This is a genomic window from Candidatus Pelagibacter sp. HIMB1782, assembly GCF_052047475.1.
Classification (GTDB): Bacteria; Pseudomonadota; Alphaproteobacteria; order Pelagibacterales; family Pelagibacteraceae; genus Pelagibacter.
The window spans coordinates 486,378-512,572 of record NZ_JBNAKE010000001.1; the positions used below are offsets into that span (position 1 = coordinate 486,378).

At 28.2% G+C, this 26,195-nt stretch carries 28 protein-coding genes; 11 read left to right on the plus strand and 17 right to left on the minus strand.

Annotated features, from left to right (window positions below):
• The 3 genes from ACTTAO_RS02545 to tldD are packed head-to-tail and all read right to left on the minus strand — an operon-like array spanning position 1 to position 3,701.
• Complete coding sequence (locus ACTTAO_RS02545) at positions 1-972, minus strand: NAD(P)/FAD-dependent oxidoreductase (RefSeq protein WP_440690789.1); 972 nt, start codon at positions 970-972, stop codon at positions 1-3.
• Positions 969-2,285: a TldD/PmbA family protein gene (locus ACTTAO_RS02550; protein WP_440690790.1), complete on the minus strand. Its 1,317-nt coding sequence runs from the start codon at positions 2,283-2,285 to the stop codon at positions 969-971. Before ACTTAO_RS02550 ends, ACTTAO_RS02545 begins: the two co-directional genes overlap by 4 nt.
• A gap of 3 nt (positions 2,286-2,288) precedes the next feature.
• Complete coding sequence (tldD, locus tag ACTTAO_RS02555; protein WP_440690791.1) at positions 2,289-3,701, minus strand: metalloprotease TldD; 1,413 nt, start codon at positions 3,699-3,701, stop codon at positions 2,289-2,291.
• Positions 3,702-3,788: 87 nt separating this feature from the next.
• Between tldD and ACTTAO_RS02560 the strand changes: the two genes are divergently transcribed.
• Positions 3,789-4,136 carry a DCC1-like thiol-disulfide oxidoreductase family protein gene (locus tag ACTTAO_RS02560; RefSeq protein ID WP_440650911.1) on the plus strand — a complete coding sequence of 116 codons (348 nt, stop codon included), beginning with the start codon at positions 3,789-3,791 and terminating at the stop codon, positions 4,134-4,136.
• On the opposite strand, the gene ACTTAO_RS02565 is transcribed toward ACTTAO_RS02560, so the two are convergent.
• The 4 genes from ACTTAO_RS02565 to ACTTAO_RS02580 are packed head-to-tail and all read right to left on the minus strand — an operon-like array spanning position 4,133 to position 7,738.
• Positions 4,133-4,426 (minus strand): hypothetical protein, encoded by a 294-nt coding sequence (locus ACTTAO_RS02565; RefSeq protein ID WP_440677666.1) that lies wholly within the window; start codon positions 4,424-4,426, stop codon positions 4,133-4,135. The genes ACTTAO_RS02560 and ACTTAO_RS02565 overlap by 4 nt on opposite strands.
• A gap of 30 nt (positions 4,427-4,456) precedes the next feature.
• A complete protein-coding gene (locus ACTTAO_RS02570) occupies positions 4,457-5,647 on the minus strand; it encodes a hypothetical protein (RefSeq protein ID WP_440690792.1) in 1,191 nt (396 codons plus the stop codon).
• 28 nt (positions 5,648-5,675) lie between these two features.
• Entirely contained in the window at positions 5,676-6,866 is a 1,191-nt protein-coding gene (locus tag ACTTAO_RS02575; RefSeq protein ID WP_440690793.1) for a class I SAM-dependent methyltransferase, read from the minus strand.
• A 14-nt stretch (positions 6,867-6,880) separates the two neighbouring features.
• Positions 6,881-7,738: a dihydrodipicolinate synthase family protein gene (locus tag ACTTAO_RS02580; protein ID WP_440690794.1), complete on the minus strand. Its 858-nt coding sequence runs from the start codon at positions 7,736-7,738 to the stop codon at positions 6,881-6,883.
• A gap of 59 nt (positions 7,739-7,797) precedes the next feature.
• On the opposite strand from ACTTAO_RS02580, the gene ACTTAO_RS02585 reads away from it, so the two are divergent.
• The gene (locus ACTTAO_RS02585; protein WP_440690795.1) at positions 7,798-8,736 is read left to right on the plus strand and encodes a glycosyltransferase family 9 protein; all 939 of its coding nucleotides are present in this window, start codon (positions 7,798-7,800) and stop codon (positions 8,734-8,736) included.
• A 1-nt stretch (position 8,737) separates the two neighbouring features.
• Here the strand turns inward: ACTTAO_RS02585 and ACTTAO_RS02590 are convergent, their stop codons facing one another.
• On the minus strand, positions 8,738-9,238 hold the full coding sequence (locus tag ACTTAO_RS02590) for a J domain-containing protein (RefSeq protein WP_440690796.1): 501 nt from the start codon (positions 9,236-9,238) through the stop codon (positions 8,738-8,740).
• Positions 9,239-9,252: 14 nt separating this feature from the next.
• On the opposite strand from ACTTAO_RS02590, the gene ACTTAO_RS02595 reads away from it, so the two are divergent.
• Together ACTTAO_RS02595 and ACTTAO_RS02600 are read left to right on the plus strand one after the other, a co-directional pair.
• Positions 9,253-11,328 carry a S9 family peptidase gene (locus tag ACTTAO_RS02595; protein WP_440690797.1) on the plus strand — a complete coding sequence of 692 codons (2,076 nt, stop codon included), beginning with the start codon at positions 9,253-9,255 and terminating at the stop codon, positions 11,326-11,328.
• 101 nt (positions 11,329-11,429) lie between these two features.
• Positions 11,430-11,876: an Hsp20 family protein gene (locus tag ACTTAO_RS02600; protein WP_440653084.1), complete on the plus strand. Its 447-nt coding sequence runs from the start codon at positions 11,430-11,432 to the stop codon at positions 11,874-11,876.
• A gap of 41 nt (positions 11,877-11,917) precedes the next feature.
• Here ACTTAO_RS02600 and ACTTAO_RS02605 read toward each other — a convergent pair whose 3' ends face one another.
• Complete coding sequence (locus tag ACTTAO_RS02605) at positions 11,918-12,223, minus strand: hypothetical protein (RefSeq protein ID WP_440633046.1); 306 nt, start codon at positions 12,221-12,223, stop codon at positions 11,918-11,920.
• Between the two features lie 127 nt (positions 12,224-12,350).
• On the opposite strand from ACTTAO_RS02605, the gene ACTTAO_RS02610 reads away from it, so the two are divergent.
• Entirely contained in the window at positions 12,351-13,661 is a 1,311-nt protein-coding gene (locus tag ACTTAO_RS02610; RefSeq protein ID WP_075506462.1) for an NCS2 family permease, read from the plus strand.
• A gap of 38 nt (positions 13,662-13,699) precedes the next feature.
• Here the strand turns inward: ACTTAO_RS02610 and ACTTAO_RS02615 are convergent, their stop codons facing one another.
• Positions 13,700-14,218 carry a phosphoribosyltransferase gene (locus ACTTAO_RS02615; protein WP_440690798.1) on the minus strand — a complete coding sequence of 173 codons (519 nt, stop codon included), beginning with the start codon at positions 14,216-14,218 and terminating at the stop codon, positions 13,700-13,702.
• 43 nt (positions 14,219-14,261) lie between these two features.
• On the opposite strand from ACTTAO_RS02615, the gene ACTTAO_RS02620 reads away from it, so the two are divergent.
• Positions 14,262-14,558, plus strand: a complete 297-nt coding sequence (locus ACTTAO_RS02620) for a DUF1330 domain-containing protein (RefSeq protein WP_440633386.1) — start codon at positions 14,262-14,264, stop codon at positions 14,556-14,558.
• Here the strand turns inward: ACTTAO_RS02620 and ACTTAO_RS02625 are convergent.
• Both ACTTAO_RS02625 and ACTTAO_RS02630 read right to left on the minus strand, forming a co-directional pair.
• Positions 14,545-15,180 carry a DNA-3-methyladenine glycosylase family protein gene (locus ACTTAO_RS02625; RefSeq protein WP_440672662.1) on the minus strand — a complete coding sequence of 212 codons (636 nt, stop codon included), beginning with the start codon at positions 15,178-15,180 and terminating at the stop codon, positions 14,545-14,547. The two genes, ACTTAO_RS02620 and ACTTAO_RS02625, sit on opposite strands and share 14 nt — an antisense overlap.
• A complete protein-coding gene (locus ACTTAO_RS02630; RefSeq protein WP_440690799.1) occupies positions 15,173-16,054 on the minus strand; it encodes a DMT family transporter in 882 nt (293 codons plus the stop codon). Before ACTTAO_RS02630 ends, ACTTAO_RS02625 begins: the two co-directional genes overlap by 8 nt.
• A gap of 33 nt (positions 16,055-16,087) precedes the next feature.
• Here ACTTAO_RS02630 and msrA point away from each other — a divergent pair, with 33 nt between their 5' ends.
• The 4 genes from msrA to ACTTAO_RS02650 are packed head-to-tail and all read left to right on the plus strand — an operon-like array spanning position 16,088 to position 21,471.
• Positions 16,088-16,531: a peptide-methionine (S)-S-oxide reductase MsrA gene (gene msrA, locus ACTTAO_RS02635; protein WP_440690800.1), complete on the plus strand. Its 444-nt coding sequence runs from the start codon at positions 16,088-16,090 to the stop codon at positions 16,529-16,531.
• Position 16,532: 1 nt separating this feature from the next.
• On the plus strand, positions 16,533-17,345 hold the full coding sequence (locus ACTTAO_RS02640; protein ID WP_440690801.1) for a rhodanese-like domain-containing protein: 813 nt from the start codon (positions 16,533-16,535) through the stop codon (positions 17,343-17,345).
• Positions 17,346-17,348: 3 nt separating this feature from the next.
• A complete protein-coding gene (locus ACTTAO_RS02645; RefSeq protein WP_440690802.1) occupies positions 17,349-18,344 on the plus strand; it encodes an efflux RND transporter periplasmic adaptor subunit in 996 nt (331 codons plus the stop codon).
• A 4-nt stretch (positions 18,345-18,348) separates the two neighbouring features.
• Positions 18,349-21,471 (plus strand): efflux RND transporter permease subunit, encoded by a 3,123-nt coding sequence (locus tag ACTTAO_RS02650; protein WP_440690803.1) that lies wholly within the window; start codon positions 18,349-18,351, stop codon positions 21,469-21,471.
• On the opposite strand, the gene ACTTAO_RS02655 is transcribed toward ACTTAO_RS02650, so the two are convergent.
• Positions 21,468-22,079, minus strand: a complete 612-nt coding sequence (locus tag ACTTAO_RS02655) for a transglycosylase SLT domain-containing protein (RefSeq protein WP_440690804.1) — start codon at positions 22,077-22,079, stop codon at positions 21,468-21,470. The genes ACTTAO_RS02650 and ACTTAO_RS02655 overlap by 4 nt on opposite strands.
• 44 nt (positions 22,080-22,123) lie before the next feature.
• On the opposite strand from ACTTAO_RS02655, the gene ACTTAO_RS02660 reads away from it, so the two are divergent.
• Positions 22,124-22,834 carry a 2,3-bisphosphoglycerate-dependent phosphoglycerate mutase gene (locus ACTTAO_RS02660; RefSeq protein WP_440690805.1) on the plus strand — a complete coding sequence of 237 codons (711 nt, stop codon included), beginning with the start codon at positions 22,124-22,126 and terminating at the stop codon, positions 22,832-22,834.
• Here ACTTAO_RS02660 and ACTTAO_RS02665 read toward each other — a convergent pair.
• From ACTTAO_RS02665 to ahcY, 4 genes are read right to left on the minus strand one after another with little or no spacing between them, the layout of a single operon-like run.
• Positions 22,812-23,501 carry a sugar phosphate nucleotidyltransferase gene (locus ACTTAO_RS02665; RefSeq protein WP_440690806.1) on the minus strand — a complete coding sequence of 230 codons (690 nt, stop codon included), beginning with the start codon at positions 23,499-23,501 and terminating at the stop codon, positions 22,812-22,814. The two genes, ACTTAO_RS02660 and ACTTAO_RS02665, sit on opposite strands and share 23 nt — an antisense overlap.
• Positions 23,502-23,504: 3 nt before the next feature.
• On the minus strand, positions 23,505-24,446 hold the full coding sequence (locus tag ACTTAO_RS02670; RefSeq protein ID WP_440690807.1) for a phosphotransferase: 942 nt from the start codon (positions 24,444-24,446) through the stop codon (positions 23,505-23,507).
• A 12-nt stretch (positions 24,447-24,458) separates the two neighbouring features.
• Positions 24,459-24,911, minus strand: coding sequence for a tRNA (adenosine(37)-N6)-threonylcarbamoyltransferase complex ATPase subunit type 1 TsaE (gene tsaE / locus ACTTAO_RS02675; protein ID WP_440690808.1), 453 nt, complete (start codon positions 24,909-24,911; stop codon positions 24,459-24,461).
• Positions 24,895-26,181: an adenosylhomocysteinase gene (gene ahcY / locus ACTTAO_RS02680; RefSeq protein ID WP_440690809.1), complete on the minus strand. Its 1,287-nt coding sequence runs from the start codon at positions 26,179-26,181 to the stop codon at positions 24,895-24,897. The genes tsaE and ahcY overlap by 17 nt, the downstream gene beginning before the upstream one ends.
• Positions 26,182-26,195 lie beyond the last annotated feature (14 nt).

Consider the following 26,195-nt stretch of genomic DNA (forward strand, 5'->3'; position numbering starts at 1 on the left):
TTATCTGTTTATTTTCTTAAAAAGATCATTAGCACTAATCCATCCTGCTTCTAACCTTGGTCCAACAAACCAATCAGCACAAACTCCTAAATTAATTTTTGAATTCCAATAACTTTTAATTCTTAGAGGTTTAGAATTTGATGAATACATCCATCCATGATTTAAAGAAAACAGGACAGTACTTTTTTTAATACCAGTAAGATCAAAAAATTTATTGATTAAAATTTTTGAATTTAAATCTTTATTTTCTTTATTTTTCAAAATTTTTTTATTTGCCCACATTGCAGTACTTTGAAGTGTCCAAAATTCATAATTACTTTTAAATCTTAACTTACTGTTTTCTCTAGCAGCCCAACCTAAAATTTCATCATCAAATAAAAAACTACTAATGTTTTTTCCAGTTTTTTTTATTTTTATCATGACTGTAATATTTGCATCCATTTTTATTTCTTTTTTAATAAATGAATGATTAATAAATTTTTTTGCTAATTTAATTAATTGAGGATGTGGGCAGGTTAAAATAAGATTATCATAAAATTTATTATTGCCATCAGAAAAAGTAAGTTTCCATTTGTTTTTATTGTAATCAATTTTTTTTAATTCTTTTTGAAAATCACAATTGATCTTTTTTAATAAATATTTGCTAATAGCATTATTACCTTGTTTACCAATTATTTTTTGATGGTTTTTATCTTCTTTTATTTTTTTATTTTGAAAAATATGTCGACCCTTCCAATTTTTTAATATTTTTTTTGCTATGAGTTTTGTCGCAAATTTTTTAAACTCAGTAGTCTTAGGGGAAATATATTGAACACCATGATCAAACCCTACTTTTTTATCTAACCTTTTAAACGATGATCTGCCACCAGGACCTCTTGCTTTATCATAGAGATCTACAGAATGTTTTTTATTTAATAAATTTGAAATTGTAGCACCAGATATTCCAGATCCAATTACACAGTAAGTGCTCATTTACCTGCAACTGTCATTCCTTCTATCATCATAGTTGGTGAGTTAATGGAATATTCAAAATCTAAATCACTGGCCAAAGTTATATTTTTAAACATATCTTTGAAATTTCCCGCAATTGTTATTTCGTTTACTGGAAATTTAAATTCGCCATTTTCAATTAGGAAGCCTGTTGCACCTACTGAATAATCTCCTGTAACCAAATTGCTTCCATGGCCTATTGTTTCGGTTACATAAATATGTTTTGAATTACTTTTTAATAAATCTTCAAAACTAATATTTCCATTATCGAAATATAAATTTGTTGTACCACCAGATCTTCCATTTGATTTTAAATTAAGTTTTTTTCCATTGTAAGTATCGACTAAATAATTTTTTAAAACACCATTTTGTACAAGATTTAAAGTATCTGATTTTACTCCCTCTGAATCAAAAATTTGGGACCCAACACCTTTGTTAATATCTGGTTTATCAATAACATTTATTGTTTCTGTAAATATTTGTTCATTGATTTTATCTTTAAGAAAAGATGTTCCTCTAGAAATCGCAGATGACGATATAGCTCCTGCAAAGGCTCCCAACATCCCTTTTGCAATTCTTTTATCAAATATAATGCTTATTTTTTCACTTCCAATTTTATTTGGGCTTAGTTTTCTTATGGTTTGCTCAGAAGCTTTTTGACCAAGTTCTTTTGCGCTTTTAATGTCAGATAAATGACGTTTGCTTGTAAACTCATAGTCTCTTTCCATGCTATTTTCATCTTTGGCAACAGTAACACAAGATGCACTAAATGAAGATGATTTGTATCCATCACAAAATCCGTCACTATTTGCTAAAATAAAATTAGATTTATTTTCAGTAAAACTAGATTCTGTATTTATGATTTTTTCTTCTGAAGATGCAGCACTCTCAAGCTCTTTCAAATATTCAATTTTTTTTTCATTATCAAAATGTGTTTCATCATATAAATTTAAATTTTTTATTTCTTTAGCTAAAAGATCTTTATCTGGTAAAGAATTAAATTCATCTTCAGGAGTATTTTTGGTTGTTTCAAAACATTTTTCTATTAAGGTTTTAATGTTATCATCTAATAAATTTGATGAAGAAATTGATGATCTTTTTTTTCCCAAATAAGTCTCAATACTTATTGCTAATCCATCTGATCTATTAGACTCGTCTAAAGTATTATTTCTAAAATTTACAGTTTCAGAAATTGAATGAACTACTGTTACGCTTGATCCAGTCGCACCTAACTTTTTGGCTAAATCTAAGCAATATGATGCTTTTGATCTTAAGTATTCTTGATCCTTAACCATAATTTAAAGTTTTGTTCCACCAACAGTCATTTTATCTATTAAGATTGAGGGTTGAGCTACTCCAACCGGAACACCTTGTCCAGCTTTACCACAAGTTCCTATACCAGGGTCTAACATCATATCGTTTCCAACCATAGAAACTTCTTTTAAAATTGAAGGACCATCTCCGATTAATGTTGCCCCCTTTATCGGTGAACCGATCTGACCATTATTGATTTCGTATGCTTCGGTACAATTAAATACAAATTTTCCAGATGTAATATCAACTTGTCCTCCTCCAAAACTTACTGCAAAAATTCCTTTGTCTACTGATTTAATCATTTCTTCTTGAGTTTGGTTTCCACTCAACATCATTGTATTTCTCATTCTTGGTAAAACAACGTGTCTATAATTTTCTCTTCTTCCTGAGCCAGTCGATTTGGTGTTCATCAATCTAGCATTTAATCTATCTTGCATAAAATTCTTTAATATCCCATTTTCAATCAATACTGTTTTTTCTGTTGGTGTGCCTTCGTCATCAATAGTTAAGCTACCTCTTCTATTATCTATTGTTCCATCATCAACAATTGTGACTCCTTCGCTAGCAACTTTTTGGCCCATAAGATTATGAAATGCAGAAGTTTTTTTTCTATTAAAGTCTCCCTCTAAACCATGTCCAATAGCTTCATGTATTAAAATCGCTGGCCATCCAGGTCCTAAAACAACTTTCATTTCTCCTGCTGGAGCAGGTTTGCTTTCTAAATTTACCGAGGCAATTCTAAATGCTTCCTCACATACAGTTTTCCAATTGTCATTATTTAGATATTCATCATAAGATTGTCTTCCACCTATTCCATAAACGCCAGTTTCTTTTCTTCCATTTTTTTCTAACATCACAGATACATTAAATCTAATTAATGGTCGGACATCAGTTAATACCTCGCCACCTGATCTTATAATCTCAATAGATTTTTGTTCACCTGCAAAACTTGTAGTAACTTGTTTTACAGATTGATCTTTTTTTCTTAGATACTCATTTACTTTATTTAATACTTCTAATTTCGAATTTAATGTTTTCTGCTCTATGGGATTAATATCCTGATAAAATTTTTTATTAGTTCTTGAAATATCTTGGTTATAAGTACCTTTCATAGACTTCAGTGTAGATTTTAAATTTTCAGAAGATTTTTTTAATGAATCTTTTGATATTTCATTAGAGTGAGAATATGCAACAACCTCTCCTGTAATTGCTCTAAATCCAAAACCTAAATCTGAACTATAGCTTGAGCTTTTAATTTTATTATCATCTAATAAAATAGATTCGGATTTAGTGTCCTCCAAATATAGCTCACCATCATCACAATTTTGTAATGTATCAGATACTATTGCATCAGCATCTTTTCTTGTTAAATCAGATTTGTCAAAAAAATTACTCACTCGGTTTTAGATAGTGCTTTATTATTAATTTTCAACTAATCATTTGGCGCATTTACATGCTTAATTTTAAAGTTAATATAATTTTCTATGAAAGTTTATTTTAATAACTCTTGCAAAATTTGCAGATCAGAAATCAATATGTATAAAAAAGAGAATATTGAAGATATTGATTGGATAGATATTACTGATAACAAAGAAGCAGAAAAAGAAACTTCCAAAAATGACAAAGAACTTTTAAGAAGATTGCACATTAAAGAAAATGATCAAGTAATTGAAGGTGCAGAAGCTTTCCTTTATGTATGGAAGAGAATACCAAAATATAAATTTTTATATAGTTTTTTCAAACTTCCTATCATTTTTACAATTTTTAAATATGGATATGAAATAGTTGCGTATTTTTTGTATTTGAAAAATAAAAAACAATTAAAAAATTAATTAAGAAAAAATATCAAAATTTGACTCAATAAAGACATTGAGAGGATAAACATAATTAAAACTACAGAATACATCAGAGTAATAATTTTATTTCTTTTTCTTCTTAATCTTACAAAATTTTTGTCATCCAAATCTGATATGTCTCTTTCTCCATCAACTTCATAATCATAACTCCATCTCCAAGTTGATTGTCCTAACCTTTCGTCCTGACTATTAAAATATCTGATCCAAGCAAGTATATAACTTAGCAGCACATATAGAATTACCATTGCAATTATTCCATAAAACATAACCAATAATACTTAAATTAAATGAAATAATTAATTGTTATTTTTTGATCTTTTTCTTGCAATTAATTGAGTTAAAGAATCAACCATAGTGTCTGAAGCTTTAAATATTTCATTATTTTTAAATTCATGAGAGATGTTTTTTTCAGGATTAGTTTTGTCTTCAATAACTATACCTTCATCAGGAGAATTATTTTTAATATAAATTAATAATAACCATTCCTCATCAGGAGCCTCATCCCATTTAACAAATATCTCACCTGTTTCAAATCTTCTATCAATACATCGAAAAATAGACATGTGTCTTGTGATGTGTCTTTTATTTAGTTGGAAAACTAAACTACTGGCACTCCTATAAAAGCTTTCAAGAGCAAATTCAATTTTTTGTCTTGCTAATGTGTATTCTTTTTCTTTTCTTAATAATGTTTCCCTATCCTCATTACCTTGAATTTTAACACCTAATGCCTCTACTCTCTCTCTAATTTTTTGATCTCTTATTATTCTATATTTTTCTTTTAATTTCTCAATTCTCTGTTGAAGTCCTGCGTAATCTTCTCTCTTTTCTTTTAATGATATTCTTTCAAGTTTTTCTAATTCTTTAACTTCTCTTACTCTAAATTTTTCAATCTGTTTTTCTAATTTTAATTGTTGTAAAAATTTCTTTTGCTTTTCAGCTTGTTCAATTCTTAATAAAGCCTGTTCTTTTCGTAGGAATAATTTAATTTCTTTTGTTCTTTGTTTTTCTAATCTAATCTCTTCCTTTAATACCTGTTCATTAAGCTTTAATTTTAATTCTTGCTCTTTCCGCTTCTCTTGCTGTAAGGCTAGTTTTTCCTGTCTTTCTTGCTCTTGTTTTTCAAGTTTTATTCTTCTCTGCTCATCTTTTTTAAGAGTTTTATAATTACTGATTGTTTCAGATATTTTATCAAAAAATGCCTGAATATATTTTTCTATATTGAAATTTAATCTGAGTTTAAATTCAGGTTTTAGTGAATTTTGAAAATTAATTATTTTTAAAAGAAAACTTTTTTCTTTAGGTTTCTTTAGAATTTTTTTTTTTACTTTTGAAATATTTTTTTTTTTAACTTTAATTTTATTTGTTTTTTTAATTTTAGGTTTTATTTTTTTTACTTTAGAAATTTTTTTAGACCTTTTTGATTTTAACTGAGGTTTTTTTTTACTTTTTTTAATAGATTTATTTTGTTTTTTTTTTATTTTTTTCATTTAAAGGAAATTATTTTTTATCAATAAATTATTGATAAATATAGTCTCTTGTAACGGGTGTAGAGGTATAGTTTTTGGTTAGCTGAAACTGATATACAACTTGGTCTCCCCATTTAAAAGCCATTTCGCAACCCGCTAAATAGAATTCCCACATTCTATAAAAACGCTCATCAAACATGTTAATAATTTTATCTTTATTATTTATACAATTTTCCTTCCAATGCCTTAACGTATGAGAATAATGCATCCTTAATACCTCAATATCAGCCACAATTAAGCCAGCTTTTTCAATTGGAGTGGTTACTTCACTTAAACTTGGTGTATAGCCACCTGGAAATATGTATTTTGTAATCCATGGATGAGGATCTCTTGGTGGATTTACTGAGCCTATGGTATGAATTAATGAAACTCCATCGTCTTTAAGAAGTTTTTCAACTTGTGAGAAAAATTTTTTATAAAATTTTCTTCCCACGTGTTCAAACATCCCAACACTTACTATCCTATCAAATTTTTCATCAAGTTCTCTATAATCTATTAATTTAAACGTTAATTGGTTTTCTAAATTAAGTTCTTTGGCTTTTTGTTTACAATATTTTAATTGGTTTTCTGATAATGTGATTCCAGTAACTTCACAATTAGCTGATTTTGCAATATCAATTGCTAAAGATCCCCATCCACATCCAATATCAAGAACTTTTTGATTTGGCTTTATGTTTAATTTTTTAATTATATGTTGAATTTTGTTATTTTGAGCAGTCTCTAAAGTATCATTTTCATTTTTGAAATAAGCGCATGAATATTGTCTTTTAGGATCTAAAAATAAATCATAAAGTTCATCTTTAATATCGTAGTGATGTGAAACATTCATTTTAGATTTTTTGATAAAATTAAAATTTGTTAGATATCTATATGAGCCCCTCAATCTATTAATTAAATAACTAAAAAAATTTAAATCTCCTCTTCCAAAATTCATCAAAGATAAATCTAAAAAATCTGTAAGACTTCCATTCTCAATAACTATCTCTCCATCTGTATAAGCCTCACCAAAATAAAGGTCGGGATGAAATAATAATTTATAATGAAGATTTTTATTTAAAATTTTTACTTTAATTGGATTTTTATTTTTTGGTGTGCCTATAACATAATTTTTTGAATTAGCATCAACAAGGATAAACCCATCAGTTTTGAAAACATTATTTAAAAAACGAGCAAGTTGCATATAAATTTACCAATTTATTTAAAATTCAAATTTTCTAGGTCATTAAATAATTTTTTTTCCTCATTGTCAGTCAAAATTTTTAATGGAGGAAGTAAATTTTTATAATTTTGATCTTTTTGACCGAAAAAAGTATGTAAACCAGAGATTAAATTATAGTTTTCAAATGTAGATCTTACATCACATAGTTTTTGATTTTCTGTTTGCTCATTCTTTTTTAAGAAATCATCAAATACTTTTCTTGCTAATTTTGATGTTGCATTTGTTGTTGCTGTGATAATTCCAGAACATCCTAACTCAAGACCTTTCAATAATTTTGACTCTGACCCAGGCATCATAGAAAAATTATTGATTTTAATTTTTTCGAATAAATTATATGAACTATCTTTAACGCCAATTATTTGTTCAGAAAAATTTTCTACTAATTTATATATTATATCTTCACTAAATTTATATCCTGAGAGCTTTTCAAAATTATATAATAAAATTTTACTGTCAGGAATTTGCTTTATTATTTGAGCATAAAAATTAAATACGTCGTTATCTTCATATTTGTAATATGCCGGGGGCATAATTAAAAAATTATTAAATCCCAAAGATTTAGAAATTTTCATTATACTTACTGTATCGCCTAAAGAATTTAATCCTGTACCAATAATAAATTTTTCTCGCTGAACAGAAGTAGGTAAATTATTTATAAGATTTATTTTCTCACTAAGTGAGATTAATTGTGACTGTCCTGTGCTACCAAAAAAAACTACTCCATGACAACCATCATCGATAACTTTTTCTGCATGGGATATGGTTTTTTTAATATCTAATCCTAAATCTCTATTTAATATAGATAATGTAGCTGCATAAATTCCTTTTATCATAATAATATTTTATACTTAATTATAAGTTAAATTAAAAAAATTATTTTAAAAGATTTTTTATGAGAGTTGGAGTATTTTTAAATTATGTAGGTCTAGGTGCAAACATTATGCACCTGAGTTATTGTCATGAAATAGCTAAGATTTATGGACCAATAACACTTATAACTCTAGCAAAAAATCTTGATCAGGCTTTAGAAGATGATGGGTCAATAAAAGAAGTTATTATTTTAGAAAAAAATAAAAAAATTACAGATATACTTAAAATTTCTTCTAAATTAAAAAAATTAAAACTTGATCAAATATATATATTTTATCCTAGCCCTCGGTTATTTATAGCTGGAAAAATTGCAGGTATAAAAAAAGTTTTTTGTTATCCTTTTTTTAAAAAAAAAAAATTACATTTAGTTGATGCTGCAAAAAAATTCACTTGTGAAAAATTAAAGATAAATAATTGTGATACTGAAACAAAATTTCAAATTAGCGAGAAAAAAATTTATCAAACAAAAAAATTTTTTAATTCAAGTACGTTTAATATTGTAATAGGTGCTGGGTCATCTGGTCCAGATACCAGATGGGGAGAAGAAAATTTTATAAGTTTAATAAACAAACTAAACCAAATAGGTGAATTTTTTTTCTATATACAAGCAGGCCCTAATCAAAAAGATATTTCAGAAAAAATTATGAATAATATAGAAAAAAAAAATTGTTTAGATTTAAGTAATAAATCAATAAGAGAGGTAGTTCCATTCTTTGCTTTATGTGATCTCTATGTGGGAAACGATTCATTTATGCATCATGTTACCTCTCAATCTCAAAAACCAGCTATAGTGCTTTTAATAAATTCACCAAGAGCATACACTGATTATAGCAAATACTATCACAGAATAATTCCTCCAAATGCAAGTTTAGATAACATCAACCATAGTTTTCTTTACTCACCAAATTCAATCACTGTGAAGATGGTTGAAGAAAAAATTTTAGAAATAAAAAATAAGTAGATTAATTTATAAGAGTATCCTTAGCTTGATTTACTATTACTGCTAGATTATTTAATTCTGGATTTTTATCTGGGTGAATTTTTTTCATTATTTTTTTATAAGATGTTAAAACTTGTTCATTAGTGTAGTTTTTATTAGGATCAAGGTTAAGAATTTCACAAGCTTCATTTCTTGACATTGATTGTAAACTCTTATTTTGTGTCGAATTATTGAAATTAAATCTACCTGAATTTTTTAAAACTCTAACTAAACTCCACAATCTTAAAATTTGAAATAAAGTTATACCAGCCTTGGTTTTTATTAATGGTAAAACCGCTAATAAGAATGGAATTGAAAAAACATAACGTCCTGCAAATGCGATTAAAATTGCGAATATTACTGAACCAAATATTAATGTATTGCGAAAAATATTTTTAATTTTATTTGATTTAGAATTTACAAACCATTTCAAAAAAAAATAAATTAAAATAAAGATTATTATTGTTACAAAAAAAATATTCATATAATCACTAACTTATGAAAATACCACAACTTAAAAAAAAATTAGAGCTGAAATCCTGTCACAATACATCATGGGAAGATAACTATAGCTGGATACATCAAGAAAATATTTTAGAAGTCTTGCAAGACAAAACTAAGCTTCTTCCAGAAGTAAAAAAATATTTAGAAGATGAAAATGAATATACCGATTATCATCTAAAAAATACGAAAAATGTTCAAAAAATATTATTTGATGAAATTAAAGGTAGAATAAAATTGGATGATGAAAGCTTGCCTTTTAAAGATCATTCATATGAGTATTGGACAAAGACTACTGCCAAAGGAAATTATTCTATAAAATTAAGAAAAAAAATTGGTTCATCAGAAATTGAAGAAATTTGGAATGGAGATAAAGAAAAAGAAAAATTAAATGTTGAATATTTCGGTGTTGGAGATTTAGAGGTAAGTAACAATGATCAATATCTTGGGTACTCACTAGATACCAAAGGTTCTGAGTATTATACAATTTATGTAAGAAATATTAAAAATAATAAAATAATTTCAAAAGAAATCAAAGAAACATCAGGAAGTATAATTTTCAGCTTAGATGATAAGTATCTTTTTTATTCAAAGTTAGATGAAAATCATAGAGCTAGAAAAATTTATAGACATAAAATTGGAGATTTTGAAAATGAAGATGAACTAATCTTTGAGGAAAAAAGTGAAGCTTTCACTGTTAGTATTGGATTAAGTTCTGATGAAAAATATTATTTTATAAACACTTCAGATCACAATACTTCGGAGCAATATTACTTCAATGTAAATGAAGCAAAACCAAATCCAAAATTGATAATTAAACGTGAGAAAGGAATTCTTTACTCTGTAAATTCATGGAATGGAAAGTTTTATAATCATACAAATAAAGATGCAGAGGATTTTAAAATAGATATTTCAGAAGCTTTAGAAAATCAGATTTGGGAGACATTTATTCCTGCAAAAAAAGAAGTCTTAATTGGTGGACTTTCATTTTTAAATAACTGGATAATTAGATCCGAAACATCAGATGCTTTGGACAAATTGTTTGTTATTAATACTTCAACAAATAATGAAGAAGAGCTAATTTTTTCTGACGAAAAAGTATGTGTTCCTGGTGTTTCATTAACTCAAAAAAATAGAGACACAGATGAGGTTTATGTTTCATATTCTTCACCCAAAACACCTTCAAGAGTTTACAAATACAATTTAAAAACTAAATCTAAAATACTTGTGAAAGAACAAGAAATACCATCAGGCCATAATACAGATGATTATATAGTTGAGAGAATAGAGTTTAAATCCCATGATGGAAGAATGGTACCACTTACGATTACAAGACACAAAAATACAAAAATAGATGGAACAGCAAATTTGTTACTATACGGATACGGATCATATGGTAGTTCGATGAGTCCAAGTTTTTCATCAACAAGACTGAGTTTAATAAATAGAAATATTATTTGGGCTACTGCACACATTAGAGGTGGAATGGAAAAAGGAATGAAATGGTGGAAAGAAGGAAAGTTAACTAATAAAAAAAATACGTTTGAAGATTATATTTATGCTGCAAAATATTTGATAGAAAACAACTACACCTCAAAAAGAAAAATAATCGGAATGGGTGGATCTGCTGGTGGTTTATTAATGGGAGCTGTTGTTAATCAAGCGCCTGAATTATTTTTAGGTATAATTATGGCTGTTCCTTTTGTTGATTCATTAACCACAAATCTTGATCATTCTTTACCTCTCACAGTTGGTGAATTTGATGAATTTGGTAATGCCAAAGAAAACAAAGAGCACTTTGATTATATATTTTCATATGCTCCATATAATAATATAAAAAAAATGGATTATCCTCATATGCTAATAACAACTAGTTTAAGTGATAACAGGGTTTTGTTTGATGAACCTGCAAAATTTACAGCTAAACTTAGAGACTATAAAACTGATAATAATTTATTACTTCTTAAAACAGAAATGAATGCAGGTCATGGAGGTAAATCTGGTAGAGATGGAGCAATAGAAGAAATTGCACTCGACTACGCATTTGCATTAAAAATTTCAGAAAAAATTTAATTTTTCAGATATTGAAATCTTTTTAATCATACCTAGATATAAAATGTAAGTCGCCTTTTGGGGCTTGCATAAAATAAACTTGCTTAAAAAAGGAGGATATTATGACAAGTAAGGATCTATCTATATTTAACTCACTAAGACCTTTTTCAATTGGTTTTGACGATATGTTTGATCAATTTGAAAACATGTTAGGTAATGGAAGTTTGACAATGCAATCAAACTACCCTCCATACAACATTAGAAAAACTGGTAAGGATAATTATGCAATTGAAGTTGCATTGGCTGGTTTTAATAAAAATGATGTTGAGGTTGAGTTTGAAGATAATTTATTAACGGTAAGAACAAAACAAGTTGATAAATCTGAGAACAATGATGTTAATGGAGAAATAATTCACAAAGGTATTTCTCAAAGACAATTTGCAAGATCATTCACTATTGCTGATGATGTAAAAGTTAATGGTGCTGAACTTAAAGATGGTCTTTTAACAATATCTTGTGAAAGAATTATACCAGAGCACAAAAAGAAAAAACTTATAGAAATTAAATAAGTTTACCCTTACTTGCGAGGATTTATCCTCGCAGGTAAATTTTAAAAACATCCGTTAGAAGCAAATCCAATTACTAACTTATCTGGATTAATCTCAAATCTTCTCTCACATGGAAAGCCATACTTCTTAGTATTATAAATAAAAATAAAATTACCTTTTTCATTTTCAAAATCTTCATCAGGTTTTCCAAGTTCCATTTGTAATTTACTTGCTGATTGACCAATAAATTCACTCAACTTTTTATTTTCTTTTTGAATAGCTGCGTCTGTTTTTTGCTTAACTGTTTGACAACCAGAAACAAATAAAAAGATAAAAAATATAGTGAATAAAATCTTCAAATTTTTCATATTAATTACACTATCATTACAATTATGGCATAAATATAAACTTATGGGTTGAATTCTGTGAATAAAATGGACTTATTCAAAGTATTATCTAATAGAATCAAATAATTATCAGACTTTAGGAGGACAAATGCTTGATAATTATTTTAATTATAAAAAACACAAAACAGATTTTAAAACTGAAGTCATAGCAGGAACCACAACGTTCTTAACGATGGCTTATATAATGTTTTTAAATCCATTTATCTTATCGGGAGAATTCGCCGGACCCGAAAAAGGTTTCTTTGATTTCGGCGCGGTATATACAGCTACGATTTTAGCAACAGCTTTAGCATGTTTTATTATGGCTTTTTATGGAAAGACTTGGCCAATAGGACTTGCACCCGGAATGGGTATTAACGCATTCGTTGCATTTGGTGTATGTGCGGGAATGGGATACACACCTCAAGAGGCACTTGGTGCTGTATTGGTAGCAGGTGTATTATTCTTAATAATATCTTTAACGCCAATAAGAGCATGGCTAATTAACTCAATTCCAAAAAGTTTAAAATTAGGAATTGGTGCAGGTATAGGATTATTTTTAGCGATTATCGGATTACAAATTATGGAAGTGGTTGTAGATGATCCTGTGACTTTAGTTAAATTAGGTAATCTTGGAGATCCATTAGTTCTTTTAGGATGTGCAACTTTTATAGCAATCATTGTTTTAGAAAAAATGAATGTAAAAGGTAACATCATCATAGGAATTTTGGTATTTAGTATCATTGCTTGGGCTGCTGGCCTTGCTAAATTTAATGGTTTAGCTAGCTCACCTCCTCCAATGACATATCTTTTTGATTTTGATCTGTCTGCTGCAATGACTGCTAGTATGTCTACAGTAATATTCACTTTATTGTTTATCGACTTCTTTGATACAGCTGGAACTTTAACTTCTGTTGCAAACGTTGCAGGTAAAGTTGGTAAAGATGGAAAAGTTCAAGATATCAATAAAGCAATGTTATCTGACAGTGTTGGAACAGTTGCGGGTGCAATGATGGGAACTACTACTGTAACAAGTTATGTTGAGTCTGGTGCTGGTGTAAAAGCAGGTGGTAAAACAGGAATGACATCTCTTGTAATAGGTATTTTGTTTTTAGCATGTATCTTTTTTGCTCCTTTAGCAACTAGTTTACCTAAACAAATTGATGGTGCAGCTCTACTTTTTGTGTCTGTTCTTTTCGTAAGAAATATTACAGATATTGAGTGGAACGATATTTCTGAATCTGCTCCTGCAATACTTGCAATGATAGCAATGCCGTTAACATACAGTATTAGTAATGGAATTGCCCTAGCATTTGTTTCTTACGCATTAATTAAAATATTTACTGGAAAGTTTTCAAGCACTTCTCCAGCAATATGGGTAGTAGCAATACTTAGTGTTGTAAGTTTTGCTGTAAGTTAAATAAGATCTTAACAGGGCTAGTTTACTAGCCCTGTTAACTAATTTCTTTTAATTAATTCTTCAATAGATAATTCTTCGTAATGTTCAGTTGGCTGAACAATCCATGGGTCAGAATCTAGTCTTACAGGACAGAAATCTGGTTCGAAAGTTGATGACTTTTTTTTCCAAAGACAAGCAGTTTTAACTTCTTTTATAAAATCTTTTGTTTGAGGATAATTTTTTAACCACTCAATACTTTTATTTAAAGTTAAACCAGTATCAGAAAGATCATCTATCAATAAAACTTTACTAAAATCCTCGTTATTAGCTAATGAGCTTATTTCTCTAGCAAACATAAGTTCACCTTGCTTATCTTCCATTCCTTCGCCTGAATAACTTTGAATAACAATGTAGGCTATTGGTAATTTTAAAATCCTCGATAAGATATCAAGGATCGGTGCAGCACCTCTCATAATACCAATTAAAACTGTAGGTTTGTATTCCTTGTGAATTTGTATTGCCAGTTTCTCAACAATTTTTATATATTCATCAAAAGAGATTATAAGTTTGTCAGCCATGAAGTTTAGTATCATAAGTAAAAAAATTTAAAAAGGAGAAATGATGAAGGTTTACTGGATTGCTTTGTATAAAAAGATAGATAACCAAGAAAATATTAAAAAATATGGAGCTAAAGTTACAGATATAATTAAAAGTTATGGGGGTGTACCACTAGTAAGAGGAGGAAAGTTTAATACTTTAGAGGGAGAAACTTACCCAAGAACAGTAATTTGGGAATTTCCTAGTTATGAAAAAGCTATGGAGTGTCATGACTCTAAAGAATATCAAGAAGGTTGGGCGCTCGCAAAAGATACTACCGAAAGAAACTTACAGATAGTCGAGGCTTTTAATATTGAATAGGCTCAGGATCTATACTTCTCCAAAGATACCATGTGGCTACAGAACAATATGGGGAAAATCTTTTTTTCAATAAGTTTACATAGCTTTCTGGTGGAAGATATTTTTTATTATAATTTTTTGAAATAGCTCTTAAAAGTCCTATATCTTGTACAGGCCATATATCGGGACGATTATAAGTAAATAATAAAATCATTTCAGCTGACCATCTTCCTATTTGTCTTAGTTTAGATAAATAAATAATTGCTTCTTCATCAGACATACCTGGAATAACTTTGGGATTAAATGTTTTATTTAATACTTGTTCTGCTAAACTTTTTATACCCTTAACTTTTTGTCTACTTAATCCACAGCTCTTTAATTGAGAGCTTGATAATTTATTCACTGTTTTTGCATTAATTTTGTTTTTACATTTTTTTTTAAACTTTAAAAAAACTGAGTTAGCAGCAGCTACACTAATTTGTTGACCAATTATACTTTTACAAAGAGAAAAGAAAACATCTCGCCTTGATGTAAGAACAGTTTCTGATGGTGACTTATATTTTTTAATCAAAAAGGACATTGTTTTATCTTTTTTTGATAAATACTTTTTTGCTTTATTCCAATATGACGGAGTTTTACTCATGACGTGAAACAGATAGTTTTTTTTTCAAATACATTTCTCTTCTAAATATAATTATAGATGAAACAATAACTAATAAAGCACCTAACAAAGTTTTAGAAGTTGGTATTTCATTCCAAATAAAATATCCAAATATTATTGCGAAAACTAATCCAAGATATTTTAAAGGAGAAACCAAACTAACTTCTGAATATTTATAAGATTGTGATAGCCATAAATTTGCAAGACCACCTAATATACCAACCATTGATAACAAAAATAAATCAAGTAAACTTGGCAAGATCCATCCCTGATAAAACGATAAAAAACTTAGAAGCATTATCGAGAATGAAAAGAAAAAACTGATCAACCAAGCAGGTTCGGTTGATGATAATTTTCTTATAGCAATTGCTACATAGGAAAGACCTAAACAAAAAATAATTGGGTAAATATAATACACATTTAAAGCACTAAAGCCTGGCTCAGTAATAAATATTATTCCTAAAAATCCAACTAACACTGCCATCCATCTATATAAACCAACTTTTTCATTTAATAAAAAAATTGAAAAAATTGTAATAAAAATTGGTGCAGCAAAGGAAATACTTACAACAGTTGCCAAAGGTAAATTTCTAAGTGCAACAAATATAGAGACTAAAGCTATAAGTCCCGCTAAGCATCTTTTAAAATGAAGCACAGGTCGCGTTGTTTTATAGAAATCAAAATACCGATCTTTAGGGATAAGGAATAAAATTGGGATTATTCCACAAAAGCCTCTAAAAAACAAAACTTGCCCAACTGGATAATCATCAGACCATTTAACAATTAAATCCATTAGCGAGAAAGCGCATACAGATATAAACATATAAAAAAAGCCCAATTGATTTTTTGATATCATGTGATTAACTTAGATCAATTAAGGTATTTATCAATGGAAATAGCAATTTTAGGTTTAGGATGTTTTTGGGGACCAGAAATAAAGTTCAGCAAGCTTGATGGTGTTACAAAGACAGAAGTAGGATATTGTGGAGGTAACTCTAACAAAACAAATTATAAAGAAGTTTGTTCTGGTACAACCAATCATGCTGAAGTAGTTAAGTTAGAATTTGATCCAAATATAATTTCTTACGAAAATATTCTTGAACATTTTTTTAAATTTCATGACCCCACTACGTTAAACTCTCAAGGGCCTGACTTTGGAACTCAGTATAGGAGTGAAATTTTTTATACAAACGATGATCAAAAAACTATTGCACAAAAGATGGTAGAAAAAGAAAATATCAAACTATCTGGCAAAGTAGTAACAAAAATTTCATTAACTAAAAACTATTGTACAGCAGAAGAGTATCACCAAAAGTATCTAGAAAAAAGATAGTATGTCATTGGTTGATACAGATTGGCTAGAGAAAAATCTCGACAAAGTGAAGATAATTGATTGTTCTTGGCATATGCCTGCTGAAAATAGAAATGCTCAAGATGAATTTGATAAAGAGCATATCCCAAATGCTATTTTTTTTGATTTAGATAAAAATTCAAAACAAGACACTGACCTTCCTCATATGCTTCCAAGCTTAGTGGTTTGGAATGAAATAATTTCAGATTTAGGAATTTCAAAAGATGATCAAATTGTAATTTATGATAATTCAAATGTCATAAGTTCATGCAGAGGTTGGTATAATTTTATTTATTTTGGTCATGATCCAAAATTGGTTAATGTTCTTGATGGTGGTTTTAAAAAATGGAAAAGTGAAAATAAAAAGACCTCAAATATTTCAACAAATTTAAATAAATCTAAATATGAGGGTAATGAATTATCTAAACTTGTAAAAAATAAAGTCTTAATTGATCAAAATATTTCTAAAAAAGAATTCAAAGTAGTAGATGCGCGAAGTAGAGAAAGATTTGAAGGTAAAGCTCCTGATCCAAGAAAAAATGTAAGAAGTGGTTCTATTCCAAATTCAGTATGTTTGCCTTTTACAGAGGTAATAAATGAAAATAAGACTTTTAAAAATAAAGAGGAATTAAAAAAATTATTTCAAAAAATATCAAAAAATTTTGAGGAAAATTTAGTCTTTTCTTGTGGATCTGGTGTTACTGCTTGTGTTTTAGCGCTTGCATATTCTTTAGTTAATACTAAATATCACCCAACCATTTATGACGGATCTTGGTCAGAATATGGAAAAATTTAAATTATGAAAACATCAACTAAAATTACGAGTATAATCGTCATCTTCTTTTTAATTATTGCCATAGTGATTATTGGCAGAACAATGATTGGAAATCATTTTAAGAAAAAATTTAGTAAAAGACCTCCTCCTGGAATAATAGTGACCACAACACAAGAGAGAACTTTTGAAAATGTTATAAGTACATACGGAACAGCGGCACCAGTTAAAACTCAGTCATTTAAAGTTGAAAAATACGAGATATTAAAGCCGATAGATTTTAATAAAAAAGTTAAAAAAGGCGATGTTGTTGCTAATCTTAAGAATAGGAAAATTATTGCTCAATTTGATGGGGTTATTGGAAAAAGAGAATTTTCTGAAGATTTAGAAGTATCAAAATCTTCTTTATTGATTAATTTAGAGGATACTAGCTCACTGTATTGCGATGTTGATATACCAGAAATTTTTGTTCCATTTATAAAAGTTGGTTTACCTGTTGATATAAAGTTTTCTGGATATAAAAATAAAATTTATAAAGGTGAAGTTGACTCCTTCGCAAGCAGAATAAGTCAAGATACCAGATCATTAGCTACAAGAATAAAAATGGATAATAAATCTGGAGAAATTTTACCAGGTTCATTTTTAGAAATTTCAATTAAATACAATGTTAGAAATGGTTTAAGTGCACCTGACACAAGCACAATAGTCGAAGGTGAAAATATATTTATTTATAAAGTGGATGAGAAAAATAAAGTAATGAAAACAAATGTTACTGTAGGTGATAGATATTTAGGATTTGTAGAGATTTTAGATGGATTAAATAAAGGAGATAAAATTGTTGCTGAGGGTACAAAAAAAGTTAGACCAAATTTAACGATTAGACCTATAGAAAAAGGTGCAAAAAAAAAACAAGGAAATTCTGGTTGGGGTAAAAAAAAGGGATCCAAAAAAGCTGAAGAAAAAAAAGGTAAATTTGATTGGTTAAAAAATATTTTTAAAAAATCTGAAAAAGAAAAAAAATAATTAAATGTATATAACCGAAGTTAGTATTAAACGACCTGTTGTTGCTTGGGTAATGTCTTTAATTCTAATTATTTTTGGAATATTTGTTTTTGCGGAGCTACCAGTTCGAGAACTTCCAGATGGAATACAGCCTCCCGTAGTTCAAGTTCAAACAGATTATAAATCAGCGTCAGCAGAAATTATTGATGAAGAAATAACTCAAAAACTTGAAGACGTAATAGGTGGTGCAGAAGGTATTAAAAACATCGACTCTAGTTCTTTGAATGGACGAAGCAGAATTAATATACAATTTAATACAGATATTGATTTAGACGATGCAGCGAATGATATTAGAGAAAGAGTTGCTCGTGTTGTTGACAATTTACCTAGCGAGTCTAATCCACCCCAAATTCTAAAACAAGCAGCAGGTTTCACAACTACAATGTGGGTAGCACTGACATCTCCTACATGGGACGATCTTGATCTTGGAGATTATGCCGAAAGATATCTGATAGATGCTTTTTCAAGTGTTCCAAATGTTGGAAGGATCTTAGTTGGTGGACTAAGAGAGCTTAGTGTAAGAGTTTGGATAGATCCTATCAAATTAGCAGCCAATAACCTTACAATTCAAGAGGTTGAAAGAGCTTTAAGAAATGAAAATCTTAATATTCCTGCTGGTACATTAGAGGCAAATAATAAAGATTTAACTTTAAATATAGATAAGTCTTATTCAAACATAGATACTATAAAGCAACTACCGCTAAGAAAAAATAAAGATAAAGTAGTAATACTTTCTGATGTTGCAAATATAGAATTTGGACCTGTTTCAGAGAAAACTTTATTCAAAGCACAAAGTAAAAATGCACTCAACCTAAAAACTGTAGGAATTGGCATATACGCTAAAAGTGGTGCTTCAACAGTAGAGTTATCAAACCAAATTAAAGCCAAAATTAAAGAGCTGAATAAGTCACTTCCAGATGGACTAAGTTTGGAGATAGCATTTAACAGAGCAACATATATTGGTGCTGCAATCGAAGAAGTTTATAAAAGTTTAATTATTGCTTTTGTTTTAGTAGTTTTAATTATTTATCTTTTTCTTGGAAATCTTAAAGCGGTAATTGTGCCAGCTGTAGCTCTTCCTGTTAGTTTAATTGGTTCATTTCTTGGATTATACATTTTTGATCTCTCAATAAATATTTTTGTATTATTAAGTTTTATTTTAGCAATAGGAATAATTACTGATGACTCTGTAATTATGACAGATGCTATTTATACTAGAATAGAAAATGGTGAAACACCACTAGTTGCTGCTTATAAAGGTTCTAAGCAAATTACTTTTGCTATTATTGCAACTACTTTAATTTTAATTGCAGTGTTCTTGCCCCTTATATTTATTAAAGGAATATCTGGAACTTTATTTAAAGAGACAGCCATAGCGCTATCATTTTCAATTGTAGTATCATCCTTTGTTGCATTAACTCTATCTCCAATGCTTGGAAGTAAGTTTTTAAATAAAAAAGAAAAAGTTAATTTCTTAGTTAAAAAATTTAATAATAAATTTAAATCTTTTACTGGATTTTATATTGATTCACTCAAGTACTGGATAAATAGACAAAAAACTATTTCGATATTTATAATTTTTATCGTTGCAGCATCTGCTTATCTTTTTAATTTTTCAAAAAAAGAATTGCTGCCTATGGAGGATAGAGGTTCTTATTTAATAATAGGTTCGACAGATGAAGGTAGTTCATTTGAATATACTCAAGAAAAAGCTCAGATAATTGAAGGAAGAATATTAAGATTATTGCAAGCAGAAGATAGCCCATATGAAAGACTAATCATGAGAGTTCCTGGATTTGGAAGATCCGCAACATCTTATAACACTTTTATAATAATTGCTTTACTTGATGAATGGAAAAATAGGGAAAAAAATAGTCAAACTGTATTAAGAGAAGCTATTGGACAAGTGGTTTCGGTTCCAGAAACTTTTGCATTTCCAATATCTCCGCAAGGAATAAGAGTTTCAAACTACAACAAACCAGTACAGATGGTTATTTATGGGACAAACTATGAAGAATTAGAAGATATTCAAAATAGTGTTCTAAGAGAATTGAGAAAAAATAGAAATATGTTCAGAATTGAAAGTGATTACACAAAAAACAAACCTGAAGTTAAATTAATCACAAACAAAAATAGAGCTAATGACCTAGGTGTATCTACAGAAAATATAGGTAGAACTCTTGAAACACTTTATGGAGGAAAAAGAGTTACTTCATTTAGTAAAGAAGGAAGAGAATACCCAATAATATTACAACAATATTTAGCTGATAGACGTGATCAAGATGGATTATCAAAAATATTTGTAAGATCTGAAACAACTGGAAAATTAGTTTCAATAGCTAGTCTTGTTGAATTTGAAGAAAAAGGAACTGCAGAGGCACTACCGAGATATAATCGACAAAGAGCTGTTACAATTTCAGCTGCACTATCAGAAAATTACACACTAACTGAAGCTGTTAAATATTTAGAAGATGTAATGATAAAAGTTGCGCCTCAAAACCAAATTACTTGGAAAGGAAAATCAGAAGAATTGAAAGAAACTACAAACGAAATTTATTTAATTTTTGCTTTAGCTTTGTTGACTGCTTATTTAGTAATGGCAGCAACATTTAACTCTTTTGTACACCCTTTCATAATTATTTTGACAGTTCCTTTGGCTGTTTTTGGTGGTTTAGTATTTATTTTATTTTTAAATAGTTCAGTAAATATATTCTCACAAATTGCCTTAATCATTCTTATTGGTATTTCTACGAAGAATAGTATTTTAATAGTCGATTATGCTAATCAAATAAGAACTACAGGTGTTAAAATTCAAGAGGCAGTGTTGAAAGCCTGTAAGCTAAGAATTAGACCTATTATAATGACATCACTAAGTACTATGATTGCTATGATACCGTTGGTTATCGGAAATATAGGTCCTGGTGCTGGAGAGGGATCAAGATTAGCAGTTGGTGCAACTATTTTAGGTGGAATGATTATATCAACATTCTTTACTCTATATGTGACTCCTACAATGTATTTAGCATTAGCAAAAAATACTAAGAGGATTGATGCTGTAGATATAGAGCTGAAAAAACAATTAAATTAAAAAATAATATACTTACTTGTAGTTAATTTATTTTTACAATCTGATAATTGTTTTTTATAAATATTAGACTGTTTCTCAACTCTTTTAGCTAAGTTAATAACCTTGTTATTTTTTTTATAGTTTTTGTAATTTCCCCACCCCTCATGGTATGCAACATATTGTCTAAAAGCATCTTTCTTTGAAACTTTTAAAATTTTCTCAGTTTTGTTTGTATACCAACCAATAAAATCAACACTATCTTTAAATCTTGTTCTTGTTGCAAATTTATTACCTGTTTCTTCTTTGTATTGTTTCCAAGTACCTTTCACCGCTTGAGAATATCCAAAAGAACTAGAGGGTCTTTTGTAAGGAATAACTTTAAATATTTTTTGTCTTGGAGGTTTTGCCAACCAATCAAAACTAGATTCCATCTTTATAATAGCTAATTGTAAATACACTGGCGTACCCCACTTTGCTTCTGTTTTTTTAGCGTGCTTATACCATAGATATCTTTCATTAAATATTGAGCAACCATCTGCAGTATTAGATGGAATTGATGAGCAAGCAGAAAGTAAAATAAAATTAAATAATAAAAAATAATATTTATATTTTTGAAAAAAATATTTCATTAATCTAGTAGTTTTATTTATCAAATTAATTTAAAAGGTAAAAGATGAGTTATTTAGTTTTAGTTAGGCACGGTCAAAGTATTTGGAATTTAGAAAAAAAATTCACAGGATGGGTTGATGTTGATTTGACAGAAAATGGTAAATCTGAAGCAAAAAAAGCAGGTGAATTAATTAATAAAAACAACCTAACAATAGATCTTTATTTCTCATCTGTTCAATTAAGAGCCAAAAATACGTTAAAAATAATTCAAGGAGAATTAAAAGACAATAAAGTTCCTAGTGAGGCATGGGAATTAAACGAAAGACATTATGGTGCACTTACTGGTCTCAACAAAGACGAAATGAAGGTAAAATTAGGGGAAGATAAGGTACATCAGTTTAGAAGATCTTGGGATTTAAGACCTGATCCTCTAGACAAACAAAATCCATATCATCCATCTAATATAGAAATTTATAAAAATATTCCTGAAGATAAAATACCTAGTACAGAGTCTCTAAAAGACACTTATGAAAGAGTAATAGATTTTTACAAAAAGAAAATTGAAATCATAAATAATAAAAATATTTTAATATCTGCACATGGAAATTCAATTAGAGCTCTTTGCAAGTACCTATTTAATTTGGATAATGATGTAATTTCAAAATTAGAAATACCAACAGGTAATCCTTTACTTATTGAAGTAAATGGAGATAAAAAAGTTTTAAGTGCTAAATATTTAGACTCTGATAGAGCTAAAGATCTTTTAGTTTTTTGAAGATTTCCAAATTAGTTAAATGATAAAAATTTTGTTTGCTTTCATATCCATGTAAATCTTTGGTATCAATCAATTTGTTCCAAATTTTAGAAATTGAAAACTTTTCATTAGTTTCATTTTTAAACAATTTTTTACTTAATATCTGACAGCCGATGTAGATATAATTTTTATCTAATTTCTTGGTAATAAGATTATTTTCTAAATTGAAATCACCCTTTAAATTTTTATCAAAACTTAAATTTTTGTTCACTAATAAAAGAATATTTTTTAATTTTTCACTAAAATAGAACTTTTCCATTTTATTAATTTCATCAAAATACTCTTTTGTCCAAACAGTATCAGGATTAAAAACTATAAAATCATCTTCATTAGAATGCTTAATTAAATTTAAAATACCGCCTCCAGTATCTAAAATTTCTTTTCCATCTTCTATAATTTCAATATCAATATCAAAATTGTTATCTTTAAAAAATTTTGGAAAATGATCTTTTAAATAAAAGGAATTTATTAAAATTTTCTTAATTCCCAAACTTTTAATCAATTTAATGCACTTTTCCAACATTGTTACATTATGTAACTCTAACAATGGTTTGGGTGTATCTAATGTTAATGGGTTTAATCTTTTTCCATATCCTGCACATAATATTAACGCTGTATTTATTTTCATAATTTAATTAATAAATTCTGGAAAATTATTTTTTAATAATAATTTTAAATCCTTAAAAATCTTATTCTGTTTTAATCTGTAATCTATCATTTCCCATGCATAAGGGATTAATTGAATATATTTTTTTTTATTATCTCTGTAAGCAAGCCTTGTGAAAATTCCAATGATTTTTAAATTTCTTAGAACTGACAGTATTTCAAAGTCTTGTTTAAATTTAATTAAATTAATTTTTTTATTGGTTTTTATGTAATAATCAAAAATCTTTTTTTTTAATCTGTTGTTAGTTTTAAATCTAACATCATCTATCAATGACGCTAAATCGTAAGCTTTATTTCCAATAAGAGCATCTTGATTGTCAATTAAGCTAATTTGATTTTTAAAATACATTAAATTTGAAACATGAAAATCCCTATGTACAAAAGTAACGTTTTTATTATTAAGTTTAGATAATAATTTATTTATCTCATTTTTAATTTTTTTTTTTAATAAAGATTTATTTTTATTTAATTTTTTTTCAACATACCAGTCGCTAAATAATTTTGCTTCATTATATAAAATTTTATTTTTATATAACTCAAGTTTGTAATTTTGATTTAAAAAATTTTTTATCTTTTTAGTTTTTATACTTTGTAATTTATTAAGTATGTGAATAATATTTTTAAAAAATAAATACTGATTTTTTTTTTTATTTTTTAAAATTTTAAACAATGAAATATTCCCAAAATCCTGAATTTCAATAAAGTTTTTTTTATAATTATGGCTAATCAGATTTGGTGCGGAAATTTTATTTTTTATTAAAATTTTGTTGACCGCATCATAAATTAATAAATTTTTTTCTTTTTCTTTTTTTGCATAAACAACAATAGAGTTATTTTTTTTACTTCTATAAAATGTTCTAAATGATGCATCCCCTTTTATTTTTTGCAAATCTTTTGAATTTTTCATTCTAGTATATTCTTAATCAATGCCTGTGATTTCAACACTTCTATTATTTAGCTCATTTTCATAGTTAAATCTTAATACAATAACTTTTTCTTGAATATCTTTAACTAATTCTGGCCACTCAACAAAAGTTATTAAATTATTATCTTTTTCAAATATGTTTAGATCACTAGTATCTCTTTTATTTTTAATCCTAAATAAATCGTAATGTTTTATCTTCTTGGGACCTACTTGATATTCATTTAATAAATTAAATGTTGGACTTGAAACTTCTGTAATTGGAAAATCTGAACTTTTTTGAAATTCATTAATCAAATATTTTATAAATGTAGTTTTGCCCACACCCATTTCACCATATAAAAATATAATTTCTCCACCTTGCAAAAAATTTTTAAAACTTTTTGCTAAAACTTTTGTTGTTTCTTCTGAACTTATATCGATCTTGCTATTTTTAATAGCGATAGGCATCTGGTTTGAATGGGCCTTCTGTTCCAACACTTATGTAATCTGCTTGTTCTTTTGATAGTTTTGTTAATTTAGCCCCGACTTTTTTCAAATGTAATGTTGCTACTTTTTCATCTAAGTGCTTCGGTAAAACATAAACTTTATTTTCATAATTTTTATAGTTATGCCAAAGTTCTATTTGAGCAATTACTTGATTAGTAAAAGATGCGCTCATTACGAAACTTGGGTGTCCTGTTGCACAACCTAAATTAACTAACCTTCCCTCAGCTAATAGGATAATTCTTTTTCCACTTGGTAATTCGATTTCGTGTACTTGAGGCTTAACTTCTGTCCATTTATAATTTTTCAATGCCTCAACTTGAATTTCATTATCGAAATGTCCAATATTGCACAAGATTGCTCTATCTTTCATATCTCTCATATGATCAGCTGTAACTATATCTTTATTTCCAGTTGCTGTAACAACTATGTCTGCTCTACTAATAGCTTCTTCCATTAAAACTACTTCATAACCTTCCATTGCAGCCTGAAGTGCACAAATAGGATCTGCTTCAGTAACAAGAACTCTAGCACCACTTTGTCTTAAAGATGCGGCACTCCCTTTTCCAACGTCACCAAAACCAGCGACTATAGCAATTTTACCCGACATCATAACATCAGTAGCTCTTCTGATACCGTCAACTAAACTTTCTCTACATCCATATAAATTATCAAATTTAGATTTCGTAACAGAGTCATTAACGTTTATTGCAGGAACTAATAGAGAATTATCTTTCTCCATTTTATTTAATGCTTTAATTCCGGTTGTAGTCTCCTCAGAAACACCTTTTATATCTTTCATCAAATCTTTGTATTCATTGTGCATGATGGCAGTTAAATCTCCCCCATCATCTAATAACATGTTGGGTTTCCAATCAGGTTTTCCAACTATTGTTTGTTTAATACACCATAAATACTCTTCCTCTGTTTCACCTTTCCATGCATAAACAGGAATTCCAGCTTTCGCTATTGCTGCTGCAGCATGGTCTTGTGTAGAAAATATATTGCAAGATGACCATCTTACTTCTGCTCCAAGATCTACTAATGTCTCAATTAGTACTGCTGTTTGGATAGTCATATGGAGACATCCAATAATTCTAGCGCCTTTTAAGGGCTTTTCTTTTGAATATTCTTCTCTTAATGCCATTAAACCAGGCATTTCACTTTCTGCGATAGAAATTTCTTTTCTTCCAAAATCAGCTTGGGAAATATCTTTTACTTTAAAATCATCCATAGCGAGCTTTATAC